At 39.4% G+C, this 19,000-nt stretch carries 32 protein-coding genes; all 32 read left to right on the top strand.

Going from position 1 to position 19,000, the window contains the following annotated elements; translation table 11 throughout:
- Window positions 1-165: 165 nt before the first annotated feature.
- The 32 genes from PCY09_RS10305 (at window position 166) to PCY09_RS10150 (ending at window position 18,863) form a co-directional block, all read left to right on the top strand.
- Entirely contained in the window at window positions 166-1,458 is a 1,293-nt protein-coding gene (locus PCY09_RS10305) for an adenylosuccinate synthase (RefSeq protein WP_125397288.1), read from the top strand.
- A 57-nt stretch (window positions 1,459-1,515) separates the two neighbouring features.
- Window positions 1,516-2,172: an HAD family hydrolase gene (locus tag PCY09_RS10300; protein WP_125397287.1), complete on the top strand. Its 657-nt coding sequence runs from the start codon at window positions 1,516-1,518 to the stop codon at window positions 2,170-2,172.
- Between the two features lie 410 nt (window positions 2,173-2,582).
- Window positions 2,583-2,891 (top strand): 30S ribosomal protein S10, encoded by a 309-nt coding sequence (rpsJ, locus tag PCY09_RS10295; RefSeq protein ID WP_002894478.1) that lies wholly within the window; start codon window positions 2,583-2,585, stop codon window positions 2,889-2,891.
- Between the two features lie 190 nt (window positions 2,892-3,081).
- A complete protein-coding gene (gene rplC, locus PCY09_RS10290) occupies window positions 3,082-3,708 on the top strand; it encodes a 50S ribosomal protein L3 (protein ID WP_008809910.1) in 627 nt (208 codons plus the stop codon).
- Window positions 3,709-3,732: 24 nt separating this feature from the next.
- Window positions 3,733-4,356 carry a 50S ribosomal protein L4 gene (gene rplD / locus PCY09_RS10285; protein WP_008809909.1) on the top strand — a complete coding sequence of 208 codons (624 nt, stop codon included), beginning with the start codon at window positions 3,733-3,735 and terminating at the stop codon, window positions 4,354-4,356.
- Window positions 4,356-4,652, top strand: coding sequence for a 50S ribosomal protein L23 (locus PCY09_RS10280; RefSeq protein WP_008809908.1), 297 nt, complete (start codon window positions 4,356-4,358; stop codon window positions 4,650-4,652). The genes rplD and PCY09_RS10280 overlap by 1 nt, the downstream gene beginning before the upstream one ends.
- Window positions 4,653-4,669: 17 nt before the next feature.
- Window positions 4,670-5,503, top strand: a complete 834-nt coding sequence (gene rplB / locus PCY09_RS10275) for a 50S ribosomal protein L2 (RefSeq protein ID WP_008809907.1) — start codon at window positions 4,670-4,672, stop codon at window positions 5,501-5,503.
- Between the two features lie 86 nt (window positions 5,504-5,589).
- On the top strand, window positions 5,590-5,871 hold the full coding sequence (gene rpsS, locus PCY09_RS10270; RefSeq protein WP_000533766.1) for a 30S ribosomal protein S19: 282 nt from the start codon (window positions 5,590-5,592) through the stop codon (window positions 5,869-5,871).
- An 11-nt stretch (window positions 5,872-5,882) separates the two neighbouring features.
- Window positions 5,883-6,227 carry a 50S ribosomal protein L22 gene (gene rplV / locus PCY09_RS10265; protein ID WP_008809906.1) on the top strand — a complete coding sequence of 115 codons (345 nt, stop codon included), beginning with the start codon at window positions 5,883-5,885 and terminating at the stop codon, window positions 6,225-6,227.
- A gap of 12 nt (window positions 6,228-6,239) precedes the next feature.
- Complete coding sequence (gene rpsC / locus PCY09_RS10260; protein WP_008809905.1) at window positions 6,240-6,893, top strand: 30S ribosomal protein S3; 654 nt, start codon at window positions 6,240-6,242, stop codon at window positions 6,891-6,893.
- Between the two features lie 3 nt (window positions 6,894-6,896).
- Entirely contained in the window at window positions 6,897-7,310 is a 414-nt protein-coding gene (gene rplP, locus PCY09_RS10255; RefSeq protein WP_000960948.1) for a 50S ribosomal protein L16, read from the top strand.
- Window positions 7,311-7,319: 9 nt separating this feature from the next.
- Window positions 7,320-7,526 (top strand): 50S ribosomal protein L29, encoded by a 207-nt coding sequence (gene rpmC / locus PCY09_RS10250; RefSeq protein WP_003071328.1) that lies wholly within the window; start codon window positions 7,320-7,322, stop codon window positions 7,524-7,526.
- 23 nt (window positions 7,527-7,549) lie between these two features.
- A complete protein-coding gene (gene rpsQ / locus PCY09_RS10245) occupies window positions 7,550-7,810 on the top strand; it encodes a 30S ribosomal protein S17 (RefSeq protein WP_000440801.1) in 261 nt (86 codons plus the stop codon).
- Window positions 7,811-7,835: 25 nt separating this feature from the next.
- Entirely contained in the window at window positions 7,836-8,204 is a 369-nt protein-coding gene (gene rplN, locus PCY09_RS10240) for a 50S ribosomal protein L14 (protein ID WP_002894494.1), read from the top strand.
- A 73-nt stretch (window positions 8,205-8,277) separates the two neighbouring features.
- Window positions 8,278-8,583: a 50S ribosomal protein L24 gene (gene rplX / locus PCY09_RS10235; RefSeq protein WP_125397286.1), complete on the top strand. Its 306-nt coding sequence runs from the start codon at window positions 8,278-8,280 to the stop codon at window positions 8,581-8,583.
- A 23-nt stretch (window positions 8,584-8,606) separates the two neighbouring features.
- Window positions 8,607-9,149, top strand: coding sequence for a 50S ribosomal protein L5 (gene rplE, locus PCY09_RS10230; protein ID WP_002894499.1), 543 nt, complete (start codon window positions 8,607-8,609; stop codon window positions 9,147-9,149).
- A gap of 17 nt (window positions 9,150-9,166) precedes the next feature.
- Entirely contained in the window at window positions 9,167-9,352 is a 186-nt protein-coding gene (locus PCY09_RS10225) for a type Z 30S ribosomal protein S14 (protein ID WP_001085697.1), read from the top strand.
- Between the two features lie 284 nt (window positions 9,353-9,636).
- On the top strand, window positions 9,637-10,035 hold the full coding sequence (gene rpsH / locus PCY09_RS10220) for a 30S ribosomal protein S8 (protein ID WP_008809901.1): 399 nt from the start codon (window positions 9,637-9,639) through the stop codon (window positions 10,033-10,035).
- A gap of 189 nt (window positions 10,036-10,224) precedes the next feature.
- Window positions 10,225-10,761, top strand: a complete 537-nt coding sequence (rplF, locus tag PCY09_RS10215) for a 50S ribosomal protein L6 (RefSeq protein ID WP_061412420.1) — start codon at window positions 10,225-10,227, stop codon at window positions 10,759-10,761.
- Between the two features lie 82 nt (window positions 10,762-10,843).
- Window positions 10,844-11,200: a 50S ribosomal protein L18 gene (rplR, locus tag PCY09_RS10210; protein WP_005592009.1), complete on the top strand. Its 357-nt coding sequence runs from the start codon at window positions 10,844-10,846 to the stop codon at window positions 11,198-11,200.
- Between the two features lie 18 nt (window positions 11,201-11,218).
- A complete protein-coding gene (rpsE, locus tag PCY09_RS10205; RefSeq protein WP_006269137.1) occupies window positions 11,219-11,713 on the top strand; it encodes a 30S ribosomal protein S5 in 495 nt (164 codons plus the stop codon).
- A gap of 13 nt (window positions 11,714-11,726) precedes the next feature.
- The gene (gene rpmD / locus PCY09_RS10200) at window positions 11,727-11,909 is read left to right on the top strand and encodes a 50S ribosomal protein L30 (protein WP_002894509.1); all 183 of its coding nucleotides are present in this window, start codon (window positions 11,727-11,729) and stop codon (window positions 11,907-11,909) included.
- A 155-nt stretch (window positions 11,910-12,064) separates the two neighbouring features.
- On the top strand, window positions 12,065-12,505 hold the full coding sequence (gene rplO / locus PCY09_RS10195; protein WP_008809898.1) for a 50S ribosomal protein L15: 441 nt from the start codon (window positions 12,065-12,067) through the stop codon (window positions 12,503-12,505).
- Window positions 12,506-12,517: 12 nt separating this feature from the next.
- Window positions 12,518-13,828, top strand: coding sequence for a preprotein translocase subunit SecY (gene secY, locus PCY09_RS10190; RefSeq protein ID WP_045504544.1), 1,311 nt, complete (start codon window positions 12,518-12,520; stop codon window positions 13,826-13,828).
- Between the two features lie 95 nt (window positions 13,829-13,923).
- Window positions 13,924-14,562 (top strand): adenylate kinase, encoded by a 639-nt coding sequence (locus PCY09_RS10185; protein ID WP_008809896.1) that lies wholly within the window; start codon window positions 13,924-13,926, stop codon window positions 14,560-14,562.
- A gap of 117 nt (window positions 14,563-14,679) precedes the next feature.
- Window positions 14,680-14,898, top strand: a complete 219-nt coding sequence (gene infA, locus PCY09_RS10180; protein ID WP_008809895.1) for a translation initiation factor IF-1 — start codon at window positions 14,680-14,682, stop codon at window positions 14,896-14,898.
- A gap of 24 nt (window positions 14,899-14,922) precedes the next feature.
- Window positions 14,923-15,039, top strand: coding sequence for a 50S ribosomal protein L36 (rpmJ, locus tag PCY09_RS10175; protein ID WP_001808836.1), 117 nt, complete (start codon window positions 14,923-14,925; stop codon window positions 15,037-15,039).
- Window positions 15,040-15,055: 16 nt separating this feature from the next.
- The gene (rpsM, locus tag PCY09_RS10170) at window positions 15,056-15,421 is read left to right on the top strand and encodes a 30S ribosomal protein S13 (RefSeq protein WP_008809894.1); all 366 of its coding nucleotides are present in this window, start codon (window positions 15,056-15,058) and stop codon (window positions 15,419-15,421) included.
- A 19-nt stretch (window positions 15,422-15,440) separates the two neighbouring features.
- The gene (gene rpsK, locus PCY09_RS10165) at window positions 15,441-15,824 is read left to right on the top strand and encodes a 30S ribosomal protein S11 (RefSeq protein ID WP_001118385.1); all 384 of its coding nucleotides are present in this window, start codon (window positions 15,441-15,443) and stop codon (window positions 15,822-15,824) included.
- Between the two features lie 45 nt (window positions 15,825-15,869).
- Complete coding sequence (locus PCY09_RS10160) at window positions 15,870-16,808, top strand: DNA-directed RNA polymerase subunit alpha (protein ID WP_061582810.1); 939 nt, start codon at window positions 15,870-15,872, stop codon at window positions 16,806-16,808.
- 11 nt (window positions 16,809-16,819) lie between these two features.
- Window positions 16,820-17,206, top strand: coding sequence for a 50S ribosomal protein L17 (gene rplQ / locus PCY09_RS10155; protein WP_008809892.1), 387 nt, complete (start codon window positions 16,820-16,822; stop codon window positions 17,204-17,206).
- 376 nt (window positions 17,207-17,582) lie between these two features.
- Window positions 17,583-18,863, top strand: a complete 1,281-nt coding sequence (locus PCY09_RS10150; RefSeq protein ID WP_061582809.1) for a glutamate-cysteine ligase family protein — start codon at window positions 17,583-17,585, stop codon at window positions 18,861-18,863.
- Window positions 18,864-19,000 lie beyond the last annotated feature (137 nt).

Raw genomic sequence — 19,000 nt, 5'->3', positions numbered from 1 at the left:
TGTGAAAAACTAATTCATTTCCAAAAGTTAAAATCCAAATGAAATCCCTATCTCTTCTTGAAAAATAGCAATAAATTTCTTATAATAAAGTGTAAGATATACCAGCAGGTGAGATTCCTGCCTTGTATGTAAGAAAGGACGAGCTGTCTCAGCTCAGACAAAATTATGACATCAGTAGTTGTTGTAGGAACCCAGTGGGGAGATGAAGGGAAAGGAAAGATCACAGACTTCCTTTCTGCTAATGCCGAAGTGATTGCTCGTTATCAAGGTGGTGACAATGCTGGTCATACCATCGTGATTGACGGTAAGAAGTACAAACTGCACTTGATTCCATCAGGGATTTTCTTCCCAGAAAAAATCTCAGTCATTGGAAACGGGATGGTGGTTAATCCTAAATCTCTAGTTAAAGAACTGAATTATTTACATGAAGAAGGTGTGACAACGGATAATCTTCGTATCTCAGACCGGGCTCATGTTATCTTACCTTATCATATTGAGCTGGATCGCCTGCAGGAAGAGGCCAAAGGTGACAATAAAATTGGAACTACTATTAAAGGAATTGGACCTGCTTATATGGATAAGGCTGCGCGTGTTGGTATCCGGATTGCAGATCTTCTAGACAGAGACATTTTCAGAGAACGTTTGGAGCGTAATTTAGCTGAGAAAAACCGCCTCTTTGAGAAATTGTACGATAGTACAGCAATTAACTTTGATGACATCTTTGAAGAATACTATGAATATGGTCAGCAAATCAAGCAGTATGTGACGGATACCTCTGTCATTCTCAACGATGCTTTGGATCAAGGCAAGCGAGTGCTCTTTGAAGGGGCTCAAGGAGTTATGCTAGATATTGACCAAGGAACTTATCCATTTGTAACCTCCTCTAATCCTGTTGCTGGCGGTGTAACGATCGGTTCTGGTGTGGGTCCTAGCAAGATTGACAAAGTTGTGGGTGTTTGTAAAGCCTATACAAGTCGTGTTGGTGATGGTCCTTTCCCAACAGAGCTTTTCGATGAAGTAGGTGACCGCATTCGTGAGGTGGGTCATGAGTATGGTACAACAACAGGACGTCCGCGTCGAGTGGGTTGGTTTGACTCTGTTGTCATGCGCCATAGTCGCCGTGTATCAGGAATTACCAATCTTTCGCTTAACTCCATTGATGTTTTGAGCGGTCTGGATACAGTAAAGATCTGTGTAGCCTATGATTTGGATGGCCAAAGAATCGACCATTATCCAGCTAGTTTGGAACAGCTTAAACGTTGTAATCCGATTTACGAAGAGCTCCCTGGATGGTCCGAAGATATTACTGGTGTTCGTAAGTTGGAAGATCTACCAGAAAATGCTCGCAACTATGTTCGGCGAGTAAGTGAGTTGGTTGGTGTACGTATTTCCACCTTCTCAGTTGGACCTGACCGCGACCAAACTAATATTTTGGAAAGTGTTTGGTCAAGTTTATAATTGATGAAAGAGGCTGGGAAAAATTTCCCGCCTTTTTAAAAAAGAAAAGGGAAAAACATGTATCAAAATATCTTATTTGATTTAGATGGGACCTTGACCAACTCTGAACTAGGAATTACTAATTCAGTGGCTTATGCTTTAGAGAAATTTGGCATCCAAGTGCAAGATAAAAAAGAATTAAGAGTTTTCATTGGTCCACCACTGAAGTATTCTTTTGAACACTTTTATGGTTTCTCAGAAAAAGAAAGTCTACGAGCTGTGGAATATTATCGAGAATACTTTTCTAAAAAAGGTCTCTATGAAAATGAAGTTTATAAAGGGATTCGGGAAACATTGTCTTCCCTCAAGCAAGCTGATAAGAAATTGATAGTAGCTACCTCTAAGCCTGAAAAATTCTCAATTCAAATTCTTAAACATTTTGGCCTATATGATTATTTTGACTTTGTTGCAGGAGCAACTATGGATGGCAGTAGAAGTAAAAAGGCAGACGTTATTGGTTACGCTTTAGAAAAAATGAAAATTAAAAATCTCTCCGAAACAATTATGGTCGGTGATCGTGAACATGATATTATAGGGGCTCAAAAGCAAAAGATTGAGTCTATAGGAGTTCTTTATGGCTTTGGTACAAGGGAAGAATTGGAGAAAGCAGGAGCGACATTTATTGTTAAAGACGTCTGTGGATTAGAAAATTTATTACTTTTAAAAGAAGCTTAAGGATATTTTAAGTTAAAGCTCGTATACTGTAATCATAAACAAAGATCTCCTAACTTTGTTTAGAAATCCTAAAACTTTTCTTTTTCATAATAATCTCCCGAAAACCACCTCATAAGGTGGTTTTCTTTTGTGCCCCAAAAGAGAAAAAAGCTAAAAATGCCAATCTTTCTTCTATATATTAGACAACAAAAATAGGTAGAAAACATTTTCATTAAAAATAGTTAAAAAAATCTCTTAAATCCCTTGCAATGCTTGGATCTTTGTGTTAAGATACTATGGTGCTGTAAAAATACAGTGTGTAGCTTTGATGCAAGAGGTTGCGACACGCTCGGTTGCATTGCCACGCAACTGCCTGTCGGTTTTCTTGTGGAGCTAGCCTATTATCTTAAATAGACGAAAAGGAGAAAAAGATGGCAAACAAAAAAATCCGCATCCGTTTGAAAGCATACGAACATCGTACACTTGACACAGCGGCTGCAAAAATCGTAGAAACTGCTACTCGTACAGGTGCTGAAGTTGCGGGTCCAATCCCACTTCCAACTGAACGTAGCCTCTACACAATCATTCGTGCGACTCACAAATATAAAGACTCTCGCGAACAATTCGAAATGCGTACTCATAAACGCTTGATCGACATCATCAACCCAACTCAAAAAACAGTTGACGCTTTGATGAAATTGGATCTTCCAAGTGGTGTGAACGTAGAGATTAAACTTTAATCTAAATAGCACAATCGAACACAGGCTAAACTCTTTGCAAAAAAGATAGATTGCCTTGCGAGCGTCGCTCGCTGCATCAATCTCCTATCTTTGCTGCGAGTTCTTAACGCCTTTTGTATCTTGTGTTTGAGCATGAAAAACGCTCGTTAAAAACTTTTTGAAAAAATAATAGAAAAGGAAACATTTTCTCATGACAAAAGGAATCTTAGGGAAAAAAGTGGGAATGACTCAAATCTTCACTGAAGCTGGCGAATTAATCCCTGTAACTGTTATTGAAGCAACTCCAAACGTTGTTCTTCAAGTTAAAACAGTTGAAACAGATGGTTACAACGCAGTTCAAGTTGGTTTCGACGATCTTCGTGACGTATTGAGCAACAAACCTGCTAAAGGACATGTAGCAAAAGCTAACACGGCTCCTAAGCGCTTCATTCGTGAATTCAAAAACATTGAAGGCTTAGAAGTTGGTGCTGAAATCACAGTTGACACTTTCGCAGCCGGCGATGTTGTTGATGTAACAGGAACTTCAAAAGGTAAAGGTTTCCAAGGTGTTATCAAACGCCACGGTCAATCTCGTGGTCCTATGGCTCACGGTTCTCGTTACCACCGTCGTCCTGGTTCAATGGGACCAGTTGCGCCTAACCGTGTTTTCAAAAACAAACACTTGGCTGGACGTATGGGTGGCAACCGTGTGACAATTCAAAACCTTGAAATTGCACAAGTTGTTCCAGAGAAAAACGTTATCCTTATCAAAGGAAACGTACCTGGTGCTAAGAAATCTCTTATCACTATCAAGTCAGCAGTTAAAGCTGGTAAATAATAAAGAAAGGGGAAATCAGTCATAATGGCAAACGTAAAATTATTTGACCAAACTGGTAAAGAAGCTGGTGAAGTAGTTCTGAACGATGCGATCTTTGGTATTGAACCAAACGAATCAGTTGTCTTTGATGTTATCATCAGCCAACGCGCTAGCCTTCGTCAAGGAACTCACGCTGTTAAAAACCGTTCTGCAGTATCAGGCGGCGGACGCAAACCATGGCGTCAAAAAGGAACTGGACGTGCTCGTCAAGGTTCTATCCGCTCTCCACAATGGCGTGGTGGTGGTGTCGTGTTCGGCCCAACTCCTCGTTCATATGCTTACAAACTTCCACGTAAAGTTCGTAGATTAGCGCTTAAATCAGTTTACTCTGAAAAAGTTGCTGAAAACAAATTCGTAGCTGTAGACAGCCTTTCATTTACAGCTCCAAAAACTGCTGAGTTTGCAAAAGTGCTTGCTGCACTAAGCATCGACACAAAAGTACTTGTTATTCTTGAAGAAGGAAACGAATTCGCTGCACTTTCAGCACGTAACCTTCCAAATGTTAAGGTTGCAACTGCAACAACTGCAAGTGTTCTTGATATCGTAAACAGTGACAAACTTCTTGTTACTCAAGCAGCTATCTCTAAAATTGAGGAGGTTCTTGCATAATGAATTTGTATGACGTTATCAAAAAACCTGTCATCACTGAGAGCTCAATGGCTCAACTTGAAGCAGGGAAATATGTATTTGAAGTTGACACTCGCGCTCACAAACTTTTGATTAAGCAAGCTGTTGAAGCTGCTTTTGAAGGAGTTAAAGTTGCTAACGTTAACACTATCAATGTAAAACCAAAAGCAAAACGCGTTGGACGTTACACTGGTTTTACTAACAAAACTAAAAAAGCTATCATCACTTTAACAGCTGATTCAAAAGCAATCGAGTTGTTTGGTGCTGAAGCAGAATAATCTAAGGAGGATATATCGTGGGAATTCGTGTTTATAAACCAACAACAAACGGTCGCCGTAATATGACTTCTTTGGATTTCGCTGAAATCACTACCAGCACTCCAGAAAAATCTTTGCTTGTTTCGTTGAAGAGCAAGGCTGGTCGTAACAACAACGGTCGCATCACTGTTCGTCACCAAGGTGGCGGTCACAAGCGTCACTACCGTTTGATCGACTTCAAACGTAACAAAGACGCTGTTGAAGCAGTTGTAAAAACAATCGAGTATGATCCAAATCGTTCAGCTAACATTGCTTTGGTTCACTACACTGACGGTGTGAAAGCTTATATCATCGCTCCTAAAGGTCTTGAAGTTGGTCAACGCATCGTTTCAGGTCCTGAAGCAGATATCAAAGTCGGAAATGCTCTTCCACTTGCTAACATCCCAGTTGGTACTTTGATTCACAATATCGAGTTAAAACCAGGTCGTGGTGGTGAATTAGTTCGTGCTGCTGGAGCTTCTGCTCAAGTATTGGGTCAAGAAGGTAAGTACACGCTTGTTCGTCTTCAATCTGGTGAAGTTCGTATGATTCTTGGTACTTGCCGCGCTACAGTTGGTGTTGTCGGAAATGAACAACATGGACTTGTAAACCTTGGTAAAGCAGGACGTAACCGTTGGAAAGGTATCCGCCCAACAGTTCGTGGTTCTGTAATGAACCCTAACGATCACCCACACGGTGGTGGTGAAGGTAAAGCACCAGTTGGTCGTAAAGCGCCATCTACTCCATGGGGCAAACCTGCTCTTGGACTTAAAACTCGTAACAAAAAAGCGAAATCTGACAAACTTATCGTTCGTCGTCGCAATGAGAAATAATCTAAAACAATCTATCCGCCAGCTCGGTAGCGCTGCTTAGTCAGCGCAGGCCGCTGTGGTACTTATTTTAAAGGAGAAAAAATATAATGGGACGCAGTCTTAAAAAAGGACCTTTCGTCGATGAGCATTTGATGAAAAAAGTTGAAGCTCAAGCTAACGACGAAAAGAAAAAAGTTATCAAAACTTGGTCACGTCGTTCAACGATCTTCCCAAGTTTCATTGGTTACACAATCGCAGTTTATGACGGACGTAAACACGTACCTGTTTACATCCAAGAAGACATGGTAGGTCACAAACTTGGTGAGTTTGCACCAACACGTACTTACAAAGGTCACGCTGCAGACGACAAGAAAACACGTAGAAAATAAGGAGAACATAAATGGCAGAAATTACTTCAGCTAAAGCAATGGCTCGTACAGTGCGTGTTTCACCTCGTAAATCTCGTCTTATTCTTGACAACATTCGTGGTAAAAACGTCGCTGACGCAATCGCAATCTTGAAATTCACTCCAAACAAAGCTGCTGGTATTATCGAAAAGGTATTAAACTCTGCAATCGCTAATGCTGAAAACAACTTTGGTTTGGAAAAAGCTAACTTGGTAGTATCTGAAGCTTTTGCAAACGAAGGACCAACTATGAAACGTTTCCGTCCGCGCGCTAAAGGTTCAGCTTCACCAATCAACAAACGCACAAGCCACATTACAGTGGTAGTTGCAGAAAAATAAGGAGGTAACATCGTGGGTCAAAAAGTACATCCAATTGGTATGCGTGTCGGCATCATCCGTGATTGGGATGCCAAATGGTATGCTGAAAAAGAATACGCGGATTACCTTCATGAAGATCTTGCAATCCGTAAATTCGTTCAAAAAGAATTGGCTGACGCAGCAGTTTCAACTATTGAAATTGAACGCGCAGTAAATAAAGTTAACGTTTCTCTTCACACTGCTAAGCCAGGTATGGTTATTGGTAAAGGTGGAGCAAATGTTGATGCACTCCGTGCAAAACTTAACAAATTGACAGGTAAACAAGTTCATATCAACATCATTGAAATCAAATCTCCAGATTTGGATGCTCATCTTGTTGGTGAAGGGATTGCTCGTCAATTAGAGCAACGTGTCGCTTTTCGTCGTGCTCAAAAACAAGCTATTCAACGTACTATGCGTGCAGGTGCTAAAGGAATCAAAACTCAAGTATCAGGTCGTTTGAACGGTGCAGATATCGCTCGTAGCGAAGGATACTCAGAAGGAACTGTTCCTCTTCACACACTTCGTGCGGATATCGATTACGCTTGGGAAGAAGCAGATACAACTTACGGTAAACTTGGTGTTAAAGTATGGATCTACCGTGGTGAAATTCTTCCGGCTCGTAAAAACACTAAAGGAGGTAAATAACCAATGTTAGTACCTAAACGTGTTAAACACCGTCGCGAATTCCGTGGAAAAATGCGCGGTGAAGCTAAAGGTGGAAAAGAAGTAGCATTTGGAGAATACGGTCTTCAAGCAACTACTAGCCACTGGATCACTAACCGCCAAATCGAAGCTGCCCGTATCGCTATGACTCGTTACATGAAACGTGGTGGTAAAGTTTGGATTAAGATCTTCCCACACAAATCATACACCGCAAAAGCTATCGGTGTACGTATGGGATCTGGTAAAGGGGCTCCTGAAGGTTGGGTAGCACCAGTTAAACGTGGCAAAGTGATGTTTGAAGTTGCTGGCGTTTCTGAAGAAATCGCTCGTGAAGCGCTTCGTCTTGCAAGCCACAAGTTACCAGTTAAATGTAAGTTCGTGAAACGTGAAGCAGAATAAGGAGAAGGCATGAAACTTAATGAAGTAAAAGAATTTGTTAAAGAACTTCGTGGTCTTTCTCAAGAAGAACTCGCGAAGCGTGAAAATGAATTGAAGAAAGAATTGTTTGAACTTCGTTTCCAAGCAGCTGCTGGTCAATTAGAGCAAACTGCTCGCTTGAAAGAAGTGAAAAAACAAATCGCTCGTATCAAAACTGTTCAATCAGAAGTTAAATAATAGACTAGGGAAGGAGAATTTCAATGGAACGCAATAATCGTAAAGTTCTTGTCGGACGCGTTGTTTCTGACAAAATGGACAAAACAATCACAGTTGTAGTTGAAACTAAACGTAACCACCCAGTCTATGGTAAACGTATTAACTACTCTAAGAAGTACAAAGCACATGATGAAAACAATGTTGCCAAAGAAGGCGATATCGTTCGTATCATGGAAACTCGTCCGCTTTCAGCTACAAAACGCTTCCGTCTTGTAGAAGTTGTTGAAGAAGCGGTAATCATCTAATCAAACCAGAAAGGAGAAAACTTAAATGATTCAAACAGAAACTCGTTTGAAAGTTGCCGATAACAGTGGCGCTCGCGAAATCCTGACAATCAAAGTTCTTGGTGGTTCAGGACGTAAGTTCGCTAACATCGGCGATGTGATCGTTGCATCTGTAAAACAAGCTACTCCTGGTGGTGCGGTTAAAAAAGGTGACGTTGTAAAAGCTGTTATCGTTCGTACTAAATCAGGTGCTCGTCGTAAAGATGGTTCATACATCAAATTTGACGAAAATGCTGCGGTAATTATCCGTGAAGACAAAACTCCTCGCGGAACTCGTATCTTCGGCCCTGTTGCACGTGAATTGCGTGACGGTGGCTTCATGAAGATCGTTTCACTTGCCCCAGAAGTACTTTAATCGAAAAACAAACTAGTCCCCTGGATTTATCCAGGGTGCCCATTCAGGGCGTAAGAAATCAAAGGAGAACCCAATGTTTGTAAAAAAAGGCGACAAAGTTCGTGTTATTGCTGGTAAAGATAAGGGTGTTGAAGCTTTTGTCGTAACAGCTCTTCCAAAAGTTAACAAAGTTGTTGTTGAAGGTGTAAACATCGTTAAAAAACACCAAAAACCTAATAATGAACACCCTCAAGGTGCTATCGTGGAAAAAGAAGCACCAATCCATGTCTCAAACGTTCAAGTTTTGGATAAAAATGGAGTTGCAGGTCGTGTTGGCTATAAATTTGTAGACGGCAAAAAAGTTCGTTACAATAAAAAATCAGGCGAAGTGCTTGACTAATCACGAAGGAAAGGAGAAGTATAATGGCAAATCGTTTAAAAGAAAAATATCTTAAAGAAGTAGTTCCTGCTTTGACTGAAAAGTTCAACTACTCATCTGTTATGGCTGTGCCAAAAGTGGATAAAATCGTTTTGAACATGGGTGTTGGTGACGCTGTATCAAACGCTAAAAACCTTGAAAAAGCTGCTGAAGAATTGGCTCTTATCTCAGGTCAAAAACCACTTATCACTAAAGCTAAAAAATCAATCGCCGGCTTCCGTCTTCGTGAAGGTGTAGCGATCGGTGCTAAAGTAACCCTTCGTGGCGAACGCATGTATGAATTCTTGGATAAATTGGTTTCAGTTTCTCTTCCACGTGTCCGTGACTTCCACGGTGTTCCAACAAAATCATTTGATGGACGCGGAAACTACACGCTTGGTGTGAAAGAACAATTGATCTTCCCAGAAATCAATTTTGATGACGTTGATAAGACTCGTGGTCTTGATATCGTAATCGTAACAACTGCTAACACTGACGAAGAGTCACGCGAATTGCTTACAGGCCTTGGAATGCCTTTTGCAAAATAATATAGGAGGTAAAACAAATGGCTAAAAAATCAATGATTGCTAAGAACAAACGCCCAGCTAAGTTCTCTACGCAAGCTTATACTCGTTGTGAAAAATGTGGCCGTCCACATTCTGTATACCGCAAGTTTAAACTTTGCCGTGTTTGCTTCCGTGAATTAGCATACAAAGGACAAATTCCTGGCGTTACCAAAGCATCTTGGTAATTTAAGATATCAAGGGCGTCAAAACTCAAAGTGAAAATAGGAAACTTGACGAAGAAACTGAAGTTTCTAGGAAAGTTTATCTTTTTCACACAGAGTTTAGCCCGGGTTCAGTTGGGCTTGCCAATTTGAACACGAGCTACAGCTTTGGCAAAAAAGACTAATTTTCTTTGGAGCATCGCTCCTGCATCAAATTGCCTATTTTTGCTCTTGCTGTTACGCTCTTTGTATCATGTATTAACTAGCAAGTGCAACTTGCAAACTACTAGTAAGAGGAGAAATAAAAAATGGTTATGACTGACCCAATTGCAGACTTTTTGACACGCATTCGTAATGCTAACCAAGCAAATCATGAAGTGCTTGAAGTGCCTGCATCAAATATTAAAAAAGGGATTGCTGAAATCCTTAAACGCGAAGGTTTTGTAAAAAACGTTGAATTTATCGAAGATGACAAACAAGGAATCATCCGTGTCTTTCTTAAATACGGACAAAATGGTGAAAAAGTTATCACTGGTTTGAAACGTGTTTCTAAACCAGGACTTCGTGTCTACAAAAAACGTGAAGATCTTCCAAAAGTATTAAACGGACTTGGAATTGCTATCCTTTCAACTTCTGAAGGTTTGCTTACTGATAAAGAAGCACGCCAAAAGAATGTTGGTGGTGAGGTTATCGCTTACGTTTGGTAATATTTAGCTCCCAATTTCTTTGTGACTCTTCGTTATCGTATCTTGCCTAACCCAAAGTTATGCCTGCGAGACGATGCCTAGATTCACTTTGAAATTGAAACCTAAATGTTCCTTTAAATCGAGAAATCGATTTAACCCCCCGTGAAAACTGGCCGTTATGGCCTGACAATTTAACAGGAGAAAATAAACATGTCACGTATTGGTAATAAAGTTATCGTGTTGCCTGCTGGTGTTGAAATCACTAACAATGACAACGTTGTAACTGTAAAAGGACCTAAAGGAGAACTTACTCGTGAGTTCTCAAAAGATATTGAAATCCGTGTGGAAGGTACTGAAGTAACACTTCACCGTCCAAACGATTCAAAAGAAATGAAAACTATCCATGGTACTACTCGTGCCCTTTTGAACAACATGGTTGTTGGCGTTTCAGAAGGATTCAAGAAAGAACTTGAAATGCGTGGGGTTGGTTACCGTGCACAACTTCAAGGAAAGAAACTTGTCTTGGCTGTTGGTAAATCTCATCCAGACGAAGTTGAAGCTCCAGAAGGAATTACTTTTGAACTTCCAAATCCAACGACTATCGTTATCAGCGGAATTTCAAAAGAAGCTGTTGGTCAAACAGCTGCTTACGTTCGTAGCTTACGTGCACCAGAACCATATAAAGGTAAAGGTATCCGCTACGTTGGTGAATTTGTTCGCCGTAAAGAAGGTAAAACTGGTAAATAATGTGATTCGGTTGATTTTCAACCCTATCCCTTGTTTCCAACTTTGTGCTTAAGCACAAGATTAATATTAAGAGGTGAAAATTGTGATTACGAAACCAGATAAAAACAAAGTCCGCCAAAAACGCCACCGTCGTGTTCGCGGAAAACTCTCTGGAACTGCTGATCGCCCACGTTTGAACGTATTCCGTTCTAATACAGGCATCTACGCTCAAGTGATTGATGACGTAGCGGGTGTAACGCTCGCAAGCGCTTCAACTCTTGACAAAGAAGTTTCAAAAGGAACTAAGACTGAACAAGCCGTTGTTGTTGGTAAACTCGTTGCTGAACGTGCAGTTGCTAAAGGTATTTCTGAAGTGGTGTTTGACCGCGGTGGATATCTCTATCACGGACGTGTAAAAGCTTTGGCTGATGCAGCTCGTGAAAACGGATTGAAATTCTAATAGGGAGGACACTAGAAAATGGCATTTAAAGACAATGCAGTTGAACTTGAAGAACGCGTAGTTGCGATTAACCGTGTTACTAAAGTTGTTAAAGGTGGACGTCGTCTTCGTTTTGCAGCTCTTGTAGTTGTCGGTGACCGCAATGGTCGTGTAGGCTTCGGTACTGGTAAAGCTCAAGAAGTACCAGAAGCGATTCGCAAGGCAGTTGAAGATGCGAAGAAAAACTTGATTGAAGTACCAATGGTTGGCACAACAATTCCTCACGAAGTTCTTTCAGAATTTGGTGGAGCTAAAGTATTGTTGAAACCTGCTGTGGAAGGTTCTGGAGTTGCTGCCGGCGGCGCTGTTCGTGCCGTTATCGAATTGGCAGGTGTGGCAGATGTAACATCTAAATCACTTGGTTCTAACACTCCAATCAACATTGTTCGAGCAACTGTTGAAGGTTTGAAACAATTAAAACGCGCTGAAGAAGTTGCTGCCCTTCGTGGTATTTCAGTTTCTGACTTGGCATAAGAAAGGGGATCACATGGCTCAAATTAAAATTACTTTGACTAAGTCTCCAATCGGACGCATTCCGTCACAACGCAAAACTGTTGTAGCACTTGGACTTGGCAAATTGAACAGCTCAGTTATTAAAGAAGATAACCCAGCAGTACGTGGTATGATTACTGCAGTATCTCACTTGGTAACTGTTGAAGAAGTTAAATAAGCTTTGCTGGTTTAACAACTTTAAATTTAAAATACATTAGGGGATGGGTTTTTCTCAGCCCCTAAAACTAAATATATGTATAGGCGAGTTTGTATAGGAGACACCTTTTCTCCTATATGAGCGCTAGCATTTTACAAAAGAGGAGAAAATAAATAATGAAACTTCATGAATTACAACCTGCTGCAGGTTCTCGTAAAGTCCGTAACCGTGTTGGTCGTGGTACTTCATCTGGTAACGGTAAGACAGCTGGCCGTGGTCAAAAAGGTCAAAAAGCTCGTAGCGGTGGCGGTGTTCGTCTTGGTTTTGAAGGTGGACAAACTCCATTGTTCCGTCGTCTTCCAAAACGTGGTTTCTTGAACGTAAACCGCAAAGAGTATGCTATCGTTAACCTTGATCAGTTGAATGCTTTTGAAGACGGTGCAGAAGTAACACCAGTTGTGCTTGTTGAATCAGGTATTGTAAAAGCTGAAAAATCTGGCGTTAAAATTCTTGGTAACGGAGAATTGACAAAGAAATTGACTGTTAAAGCAGCTAAATTCTCTAAATCTGCTGAAGAAGCTATCACTGCTAAAGGTGGTTCAGTGGAAGTCATCTAAGAGAGGTGACCTATGTTTTTCAAACTATTAAAAGACGCATTTAAGATTAAGCAAGTACGCTCTAAGATTTTATTTACAATTTTTATTATCTTAGTTTTTCGTATTGGTACTACAATCACTGTTCCTGGTGTAAATGCAAAAAGTTTAGAAGCCTTAAGTGGCTTGTCATTTCTGAACATGCTAAGCTTGGTGTCAGGTAATGCCATGAAAAACTTTTCAGTATTTGCGCTAGGGGTGAGCCCTTATATCACTGCTTCCATCGTGGTGCAACTCCTTCAAATGGACTTGTTACCGAAGTTTGTTGAATGGGGTAAACAGGGTGAAGTAGGTCGTAGAAAGTTAAATCAAGCAACACGCTATATTTCCTTAGCACTTGCTTTTGTACAATCTATCGGTATTACTGCTGGTTTTAATGCCTTGTCTAGCACTAAACTAGTTGCGGCACCTAACTGGCAAACCTATCTATTCATTGGGGCTATCTTAACAACTGGATCAATGATTGTTGTTTGGCTCGGTGAACAAATTACTGATAAGGGCTATGGAAATGGTGTATCTATGATTATCTTTGCCGGGATTGTTGCATCAATTCCAGAGATGGTTAAAGGTATTTATGAAGATTACTTTGTCAATGTACCGAGTGACAGATTGCAATCTTCAATCATCTTTGTAGCTTGTTTGATTGTAGCGGTTTTACTTATTGTCTACTTTACAACTTACGTACAACAAGCAGAATACAAAATCCCAATCCAATATACAAAGATTGCCCAAGGTGCTCCTTCCAGTTCATATCTTCCTTTGAAGGTCAATCCAGCAGGAGTTATTCCGGTAATCTTTGCAAGTTCAATCACTGCCGCGCCGGCAGCTGTTCTACAGTTCTTAAGCGCATCTGGTAATGATTGGGGTTGGGTTCGTACAGCTCAATCCTTGCTTGCGACAACGACACCAACAGGTATTGCTATGTATGCTTTGTTGATTATTCTGTTTACATTCTTCTATACCTTTGTACAGATTAATCCAGAAAAAGCAGCTGAAAATCTACAAAAGAGCGGTGCCTATATTCCAGGAGTACGTCCAGGAAAAGGAACTGAGCAATTTATGTCGAAACTACTTCGCCGATTGGCTACTGTTGGTTCATTATTCCTAGGTTTTATTTCAATCATCCCGATCATTGCAAAAGACTTATTTGGTTTATCAGATACAGTCGCTTTGGGAGGTACCAGCCTTTTGATTATCATTGCCACTGGTATCGAAGGAATGAAACAATTGGAAGGATATTTACTGAAGAGAAAATATACCGGCTTTATGAATACAACAACAAAATAGAAATAGGTTGACTTAGTCAGCCTTCTATTTTGTTTTTGGATAAGTTTATTAACCGGTTTAATAGATTTATGGAAAAACAAAAAAGGAGAATCAACATGAATCTTTTGATTATGGGCTTACCTGGTGCAGGTAAGGGAACTCAAGCAGCGAAAATCGTTGAAAAATTTAAGGTAGCACATATTTCTACAGGTGATATGTTCCGTGCTGCAATGGCTAATCAAACTGAGATGGGTGTGCTCGCTAAATCATATATTGACAAAGGTGAACTGGTTCCGGATGAAGTTACCAACGGAATTGTAAAAGAACGTTTGTCTCAAGAAGATATTAAAGAAACAGGCTTCCTTTTGGATGGTTATCCTCGTACTATTGACCAAGCCCACGCTTTGGATACTATTCTAAAAGAGCTTGGAATTGTGCTTGATGGTGTCATCAATATTGAAGTTGATCCTAGTTGCCTCTTAGAGCGTTTGAGTGGAAGAATTATTCACCGTCAAACAGGCGAAACTTTCCATAAGGTTTTTAATCCACCAGTAAACTATAATGAAGAAGATTATTACCAAAGGGAAGACGATAAACCTGAAACAGTTAAGCGCCGTTTGGATGTAAATATTGCTCAAGGTGAGCCAATTTTAGCACACTACAGAGAACTAAAATTAGTCCATGATATCCAAGGTAATCAAGATATTAATGATGTATTTTCAGATATCGAAAAAGTCTTGGAAAAATTGAAATAAAAGCGTTTTTCACGCTTGCAATATTTGACAAGTAGTGATACAATGAATTAGTCTGACTTATAATTGTTACCTCTGTGTCCAGAGGTGATGAATCAAAATTTAGGGAGGTACTTTTGCGTGGCAAAAGATGATGTGATCGAAGTCGAAGGCAAGGTAATTGATACTATGCCAAACGCAATGTTTACGGTTGAACTTGAAAATGGACATCAGATTTTAGCAACAGTTTCTGGTAAAATTCGTAAAAACTATATTCGTATTTTAGCGGGAGACCGTGTTACTGTCGAAATGAGTCCGTATGATTTGACTCGTGGACGGATCACCTACCGCTTTAAATAATGGAAAAACTTGGAGGATTAAGAAATGAAAGTAAGACCATCGGTCAAACCAATTTGCGAATACTGCAAAGTTATTCGTCGTAATGGTCGTGTTATGGTTATTTGCCCTGCAAATCCAAAACACAAACAACGTCAAGGTTAATTAGAAAGGAGAAAACATGGCTCGTATTGCTGGAGTTGATATTCCAAATGACAAACGTGTAGTCGTATCACTTACTTACGTATATGGTATCGGTCTTCCAACATCTAAGAAGATCTTAGCTGCTGCTGGAGTTTCTGAAGACGTTCGTGTAAAAGACTTGACACCTGATCAAGAAGACGCTATCCGTCGTGAAGTGGACGCGATCAAAGTTGAAGGTGACCTTCGCCGTGAAGTAAACCTAAACATCAAACGTTTGATGGAAATCGGTTCATATCGTGGAATCCGTCATCGTCGTGGACTTCCTGTTCGTGGACAAAACACTAAAAATAACGCTCGCACTCGTAAAGGTAAAGCTGTTGCGATTGCTGGTAAGAAAAAATAATATAAGGAGGTAAAAAGTCTTGGCTAAACCAACGCGTAAACGTCGTGTGAAAAAAAATATCGAATCTGGTATTGCACATATTCACGCTACATTTAATAACACTATTGTTATGATTACTGATGTGCATGGTAATGCGATTGCTTGGTCATCTGCTGGTGCTCTTGGTTTTAAAGGTTCTCGTAAATCTACACCATTTGCTGCCCAAATGGCATCTGAAGCAGCTGCTAAATCTGCACAAGAACACGGTCTTAAATCAGTTGAAGTTACTGTAAAAGGTCCAGGTTCTGGTCGTGAGTCAGCTATTCGTGCTCTTGCTGCCGCTGGTCTTGAAGTAACAGCTATTCGTGATGTGACTCCTGTACCACACAATGGTGCTCGTCCTCCAAAACGTCGCCGTGTATAATCACCAACAATTACACTGCTTTTCGTTTAAGAGGGAGTTAACTAAATGATTGAGTTTGAAAAACCAAATATAACAAAAATTGATGAAAATAAAGATTATGGCAAGTTTGTGGTAGAACCACTTGAACGTGGTTATGGTACAACTCTTGGGAACTCACTTCGTCGTGTCTTGTTGGCTTCATTACCAGGAGCAGCAGTTACTTCTATCAATATTGAAGGAGTATTACACGAATTTGATACTATCCCAGGTGTCCGTGAAGATGTTATGCAAATTATTCTTAACATCAAAGGGATTGCTGTAAAATCTTACGTCCAAGACGAAAAGATGATTGAACTTGATGTTGAAGGCCCTGCAGAAATTACTGCTGGAGACATTTTGACAGATAGCGATATCGAAATTGTAAACCCAGATCATTATCTCTTTACAATCGGTGAAGGAGCACACTTTAAAGCTGTCATGACAGTTAACAGTGGTCGTGGTTATGTTCCAGCTGATCAAAATAAACGTGATGATGCACCTGTGGGAACACTTGCTGTAGATTCTATCTATACGCCAGTGACAAAAGTTAATTACCAAGTTGAGCCAGCTCGTGTTGGTAGCAATGATGGTTTTGACAAACTAACCCTTGAAATTATGACAAATGGAACAATCATTCCAGAAGACGCACTTGGTCTTTCAGCGCGTATCTTGACTGAACATTTGGATCTCTTTACTGATCTTACTGAGGTGGCTAAAGCAACTGACGTGATGAAAGAAGTAGATAAGAGCTCAGATGATCATGTTTTGGAACGCACAATTGAAGAACTAGATTTGTCTGTTCGCTCATATAACTGTTTGAAACGTGCTGGTATTAACACAGTTTACGATTTGACAGAAAAAACTGAGCCTGAAATGATGAAAGTTCGGAACCTTGGTCGTAAGAGTCTTGAAGAAGTTAAAGTTAAACTGACAGATTTAGGTCTAGGGTTAAAAAACGATAAATAAAGGAGGAATACATGGCTTACCGTAAATTAGGACGCACTAGCTCACAACGTAAAGCAATGCTTCGTGATTTGACTACTGACTTGATTATCAACGAATCAATCGTAACAACAGAAGCTCGTGCAAAAGAAATCCGTAAAACAGTTGAAAAAATGATTACCTTGGGTAAACGTGGTGACTTGCATGCTCGTCGTCAAGCAGCTGCTTTTGTTCGTAACGAAATTGCATCAGAAAACTATGATGAAGCAACTGAAAAATATACTTCAACTACTGCACTTCAAAAATTGTTCTCTGAATTAGCACCTCGTTATGCAGAACGCAATGGTGGATATACTCGTATCCTTAAAACTGAACCACGTCGTGGAGATGCTGCTCCGATGGCAATCATCGAATTAGTATAAGATCATCAATCTTTGTTGAGTGTTATGATGATGGAATAGATTTTCTATTCTTAGTCTAGCTCTGGTCTACCGCTAGGAATTTTTCCTAGCGGGAACACTCATCATATTGTGAGATGATAGGTAGACGCTTGTTTACGAAATTGTTTTTTGATAAAAAAACAATTTCGTAAGCAGGCGTTTTTGCTTGAATATAGGAAAAAAATAGAATTTTTGTTATAATACTCTAATACAAAGAATGATTATTTTGAAGATCTCCTTAAGTTTCCTTTTAAAGAATGTTAAAAACGATAGGAGCTGAGAAATAAAATAAAGTAAGTTCTATCGGAGCTATACTTTTAATAAAATAAATATCAAGGATAAATCATAGGAATTCAAAATGACTAATGCAATACAGCTATTAAAAGATCGATATTTAAAAAATATTAAAGAAAAACCAACTATCTATGTAGGCATTGAGTTGGAATTTCCTATTGTAAATTGTCAGGGAGAAGCAACTGATATAAATGTGGCTAAGAACTTGCTAAAGCGCCTTATTGATCAACATTCCTTTGAAGCAGAGAAGTTTGATAGAGCTGGAAACCCAATCCAGATAAAGTCTAAAGAAAATGAAGATAGAATTCTATTTGAAGTTTCATACAATATTTTAGAATTCGCGTTTGAAAAAGCTACAAAGATTCAAGAAGTGGAAGATCGATTCACAGAATATCTAAGTGTTATCCAATCTATTTTGGGTGAAGATGACCATGAATTGCAAGGAAAAGGAATTCATCCTTTTTGGGATAAAAATGACAATAGTCCGGTTCAATCGCCTCGCTATGAAATGTTAATGCAGTATTTATCAATGAGCAAGACTTTAAAATTAAAAGACCTGCATTCTTATCCTGAATATGGAGCATTTATCTGTGGAAATCAAATTCAACTAGATGTTTCTAAAGAAAACTTTATAAGTGTTATTAATGTTTTTAATCAAATTGAAGCAGCCAAAGCATATCTTTTTGCCAATTCTGAATTTCCAGATTCTTCATGGAATACAAAAATTGCGCGAGATATTTTTTGGGAACAATCTATGCATGGAATCTTGCAAGAAAATGCAGGTGTCAATCTAAAAGATTTCCAAAATGAAGATGAATTTTTTTCTTATCTTAGCAAATCTGCAATTTTCACAGCTAAAAGAGGTAATCAAGACTACTATTTCTTTCCAATTCCTGCAATTGACTATTTAAGTCATGAAAAAATTAAAGCATACAATCTGTCAGGTGAAACAGTAGAATTAACACCGAAGCAAGAAGATTTTGAAAATCACAGAAGTTATCAGTATCAAGATTTAACAACAAGAGGGACTGTCGAGTTTAGAAGTGTTTGTGCTCAGCCTTTTGATAGAACCTTTATTTCTGCCGCTTTCCATCTCGGCATTCTGGCTAACTTAGAAAATGTACAAAAATATCTACAAGAAGCTGACTTTTTTAAAAAGGAGGGGCGTAATTATAAACAGTTAAGACAAAAATTTTCCAAAAAAAAAATTAGCAGAAGTGCGGCAACTCATGTTCGCAACTTTGCAAACGACTTAATTCAATTGGCAATAGTCGGTTTGGTAGCTAGAAACAACGGTGAGGAATTCTATCTGAAGAATTTGATAGTCAAAGAAAAAGAAGAATAATAAAAAAATATAAAAAAAGTTCAAAAAAGTAGTTGACAGTTTAGCGAGTAGATGATATACTAAGATAGTTGTCTCCGAGGGAGGCAAAGACCTTTGAAAACTGAACAAGACGAACCAAGTGCAGGGTGACATAGAGA

Source organism: Streptococcus sp. SG2 (assembly GCF_030439925.1).
Classification (GTDB): Bacteria; Bacillota; Bacilli; order Lactobacillales; family Streptococcaceae; genus Streptococcus; species Streptococcus gordonii.
This window is presented reverse-complemented; position numbering and strand designations above follow the sequence as displayed.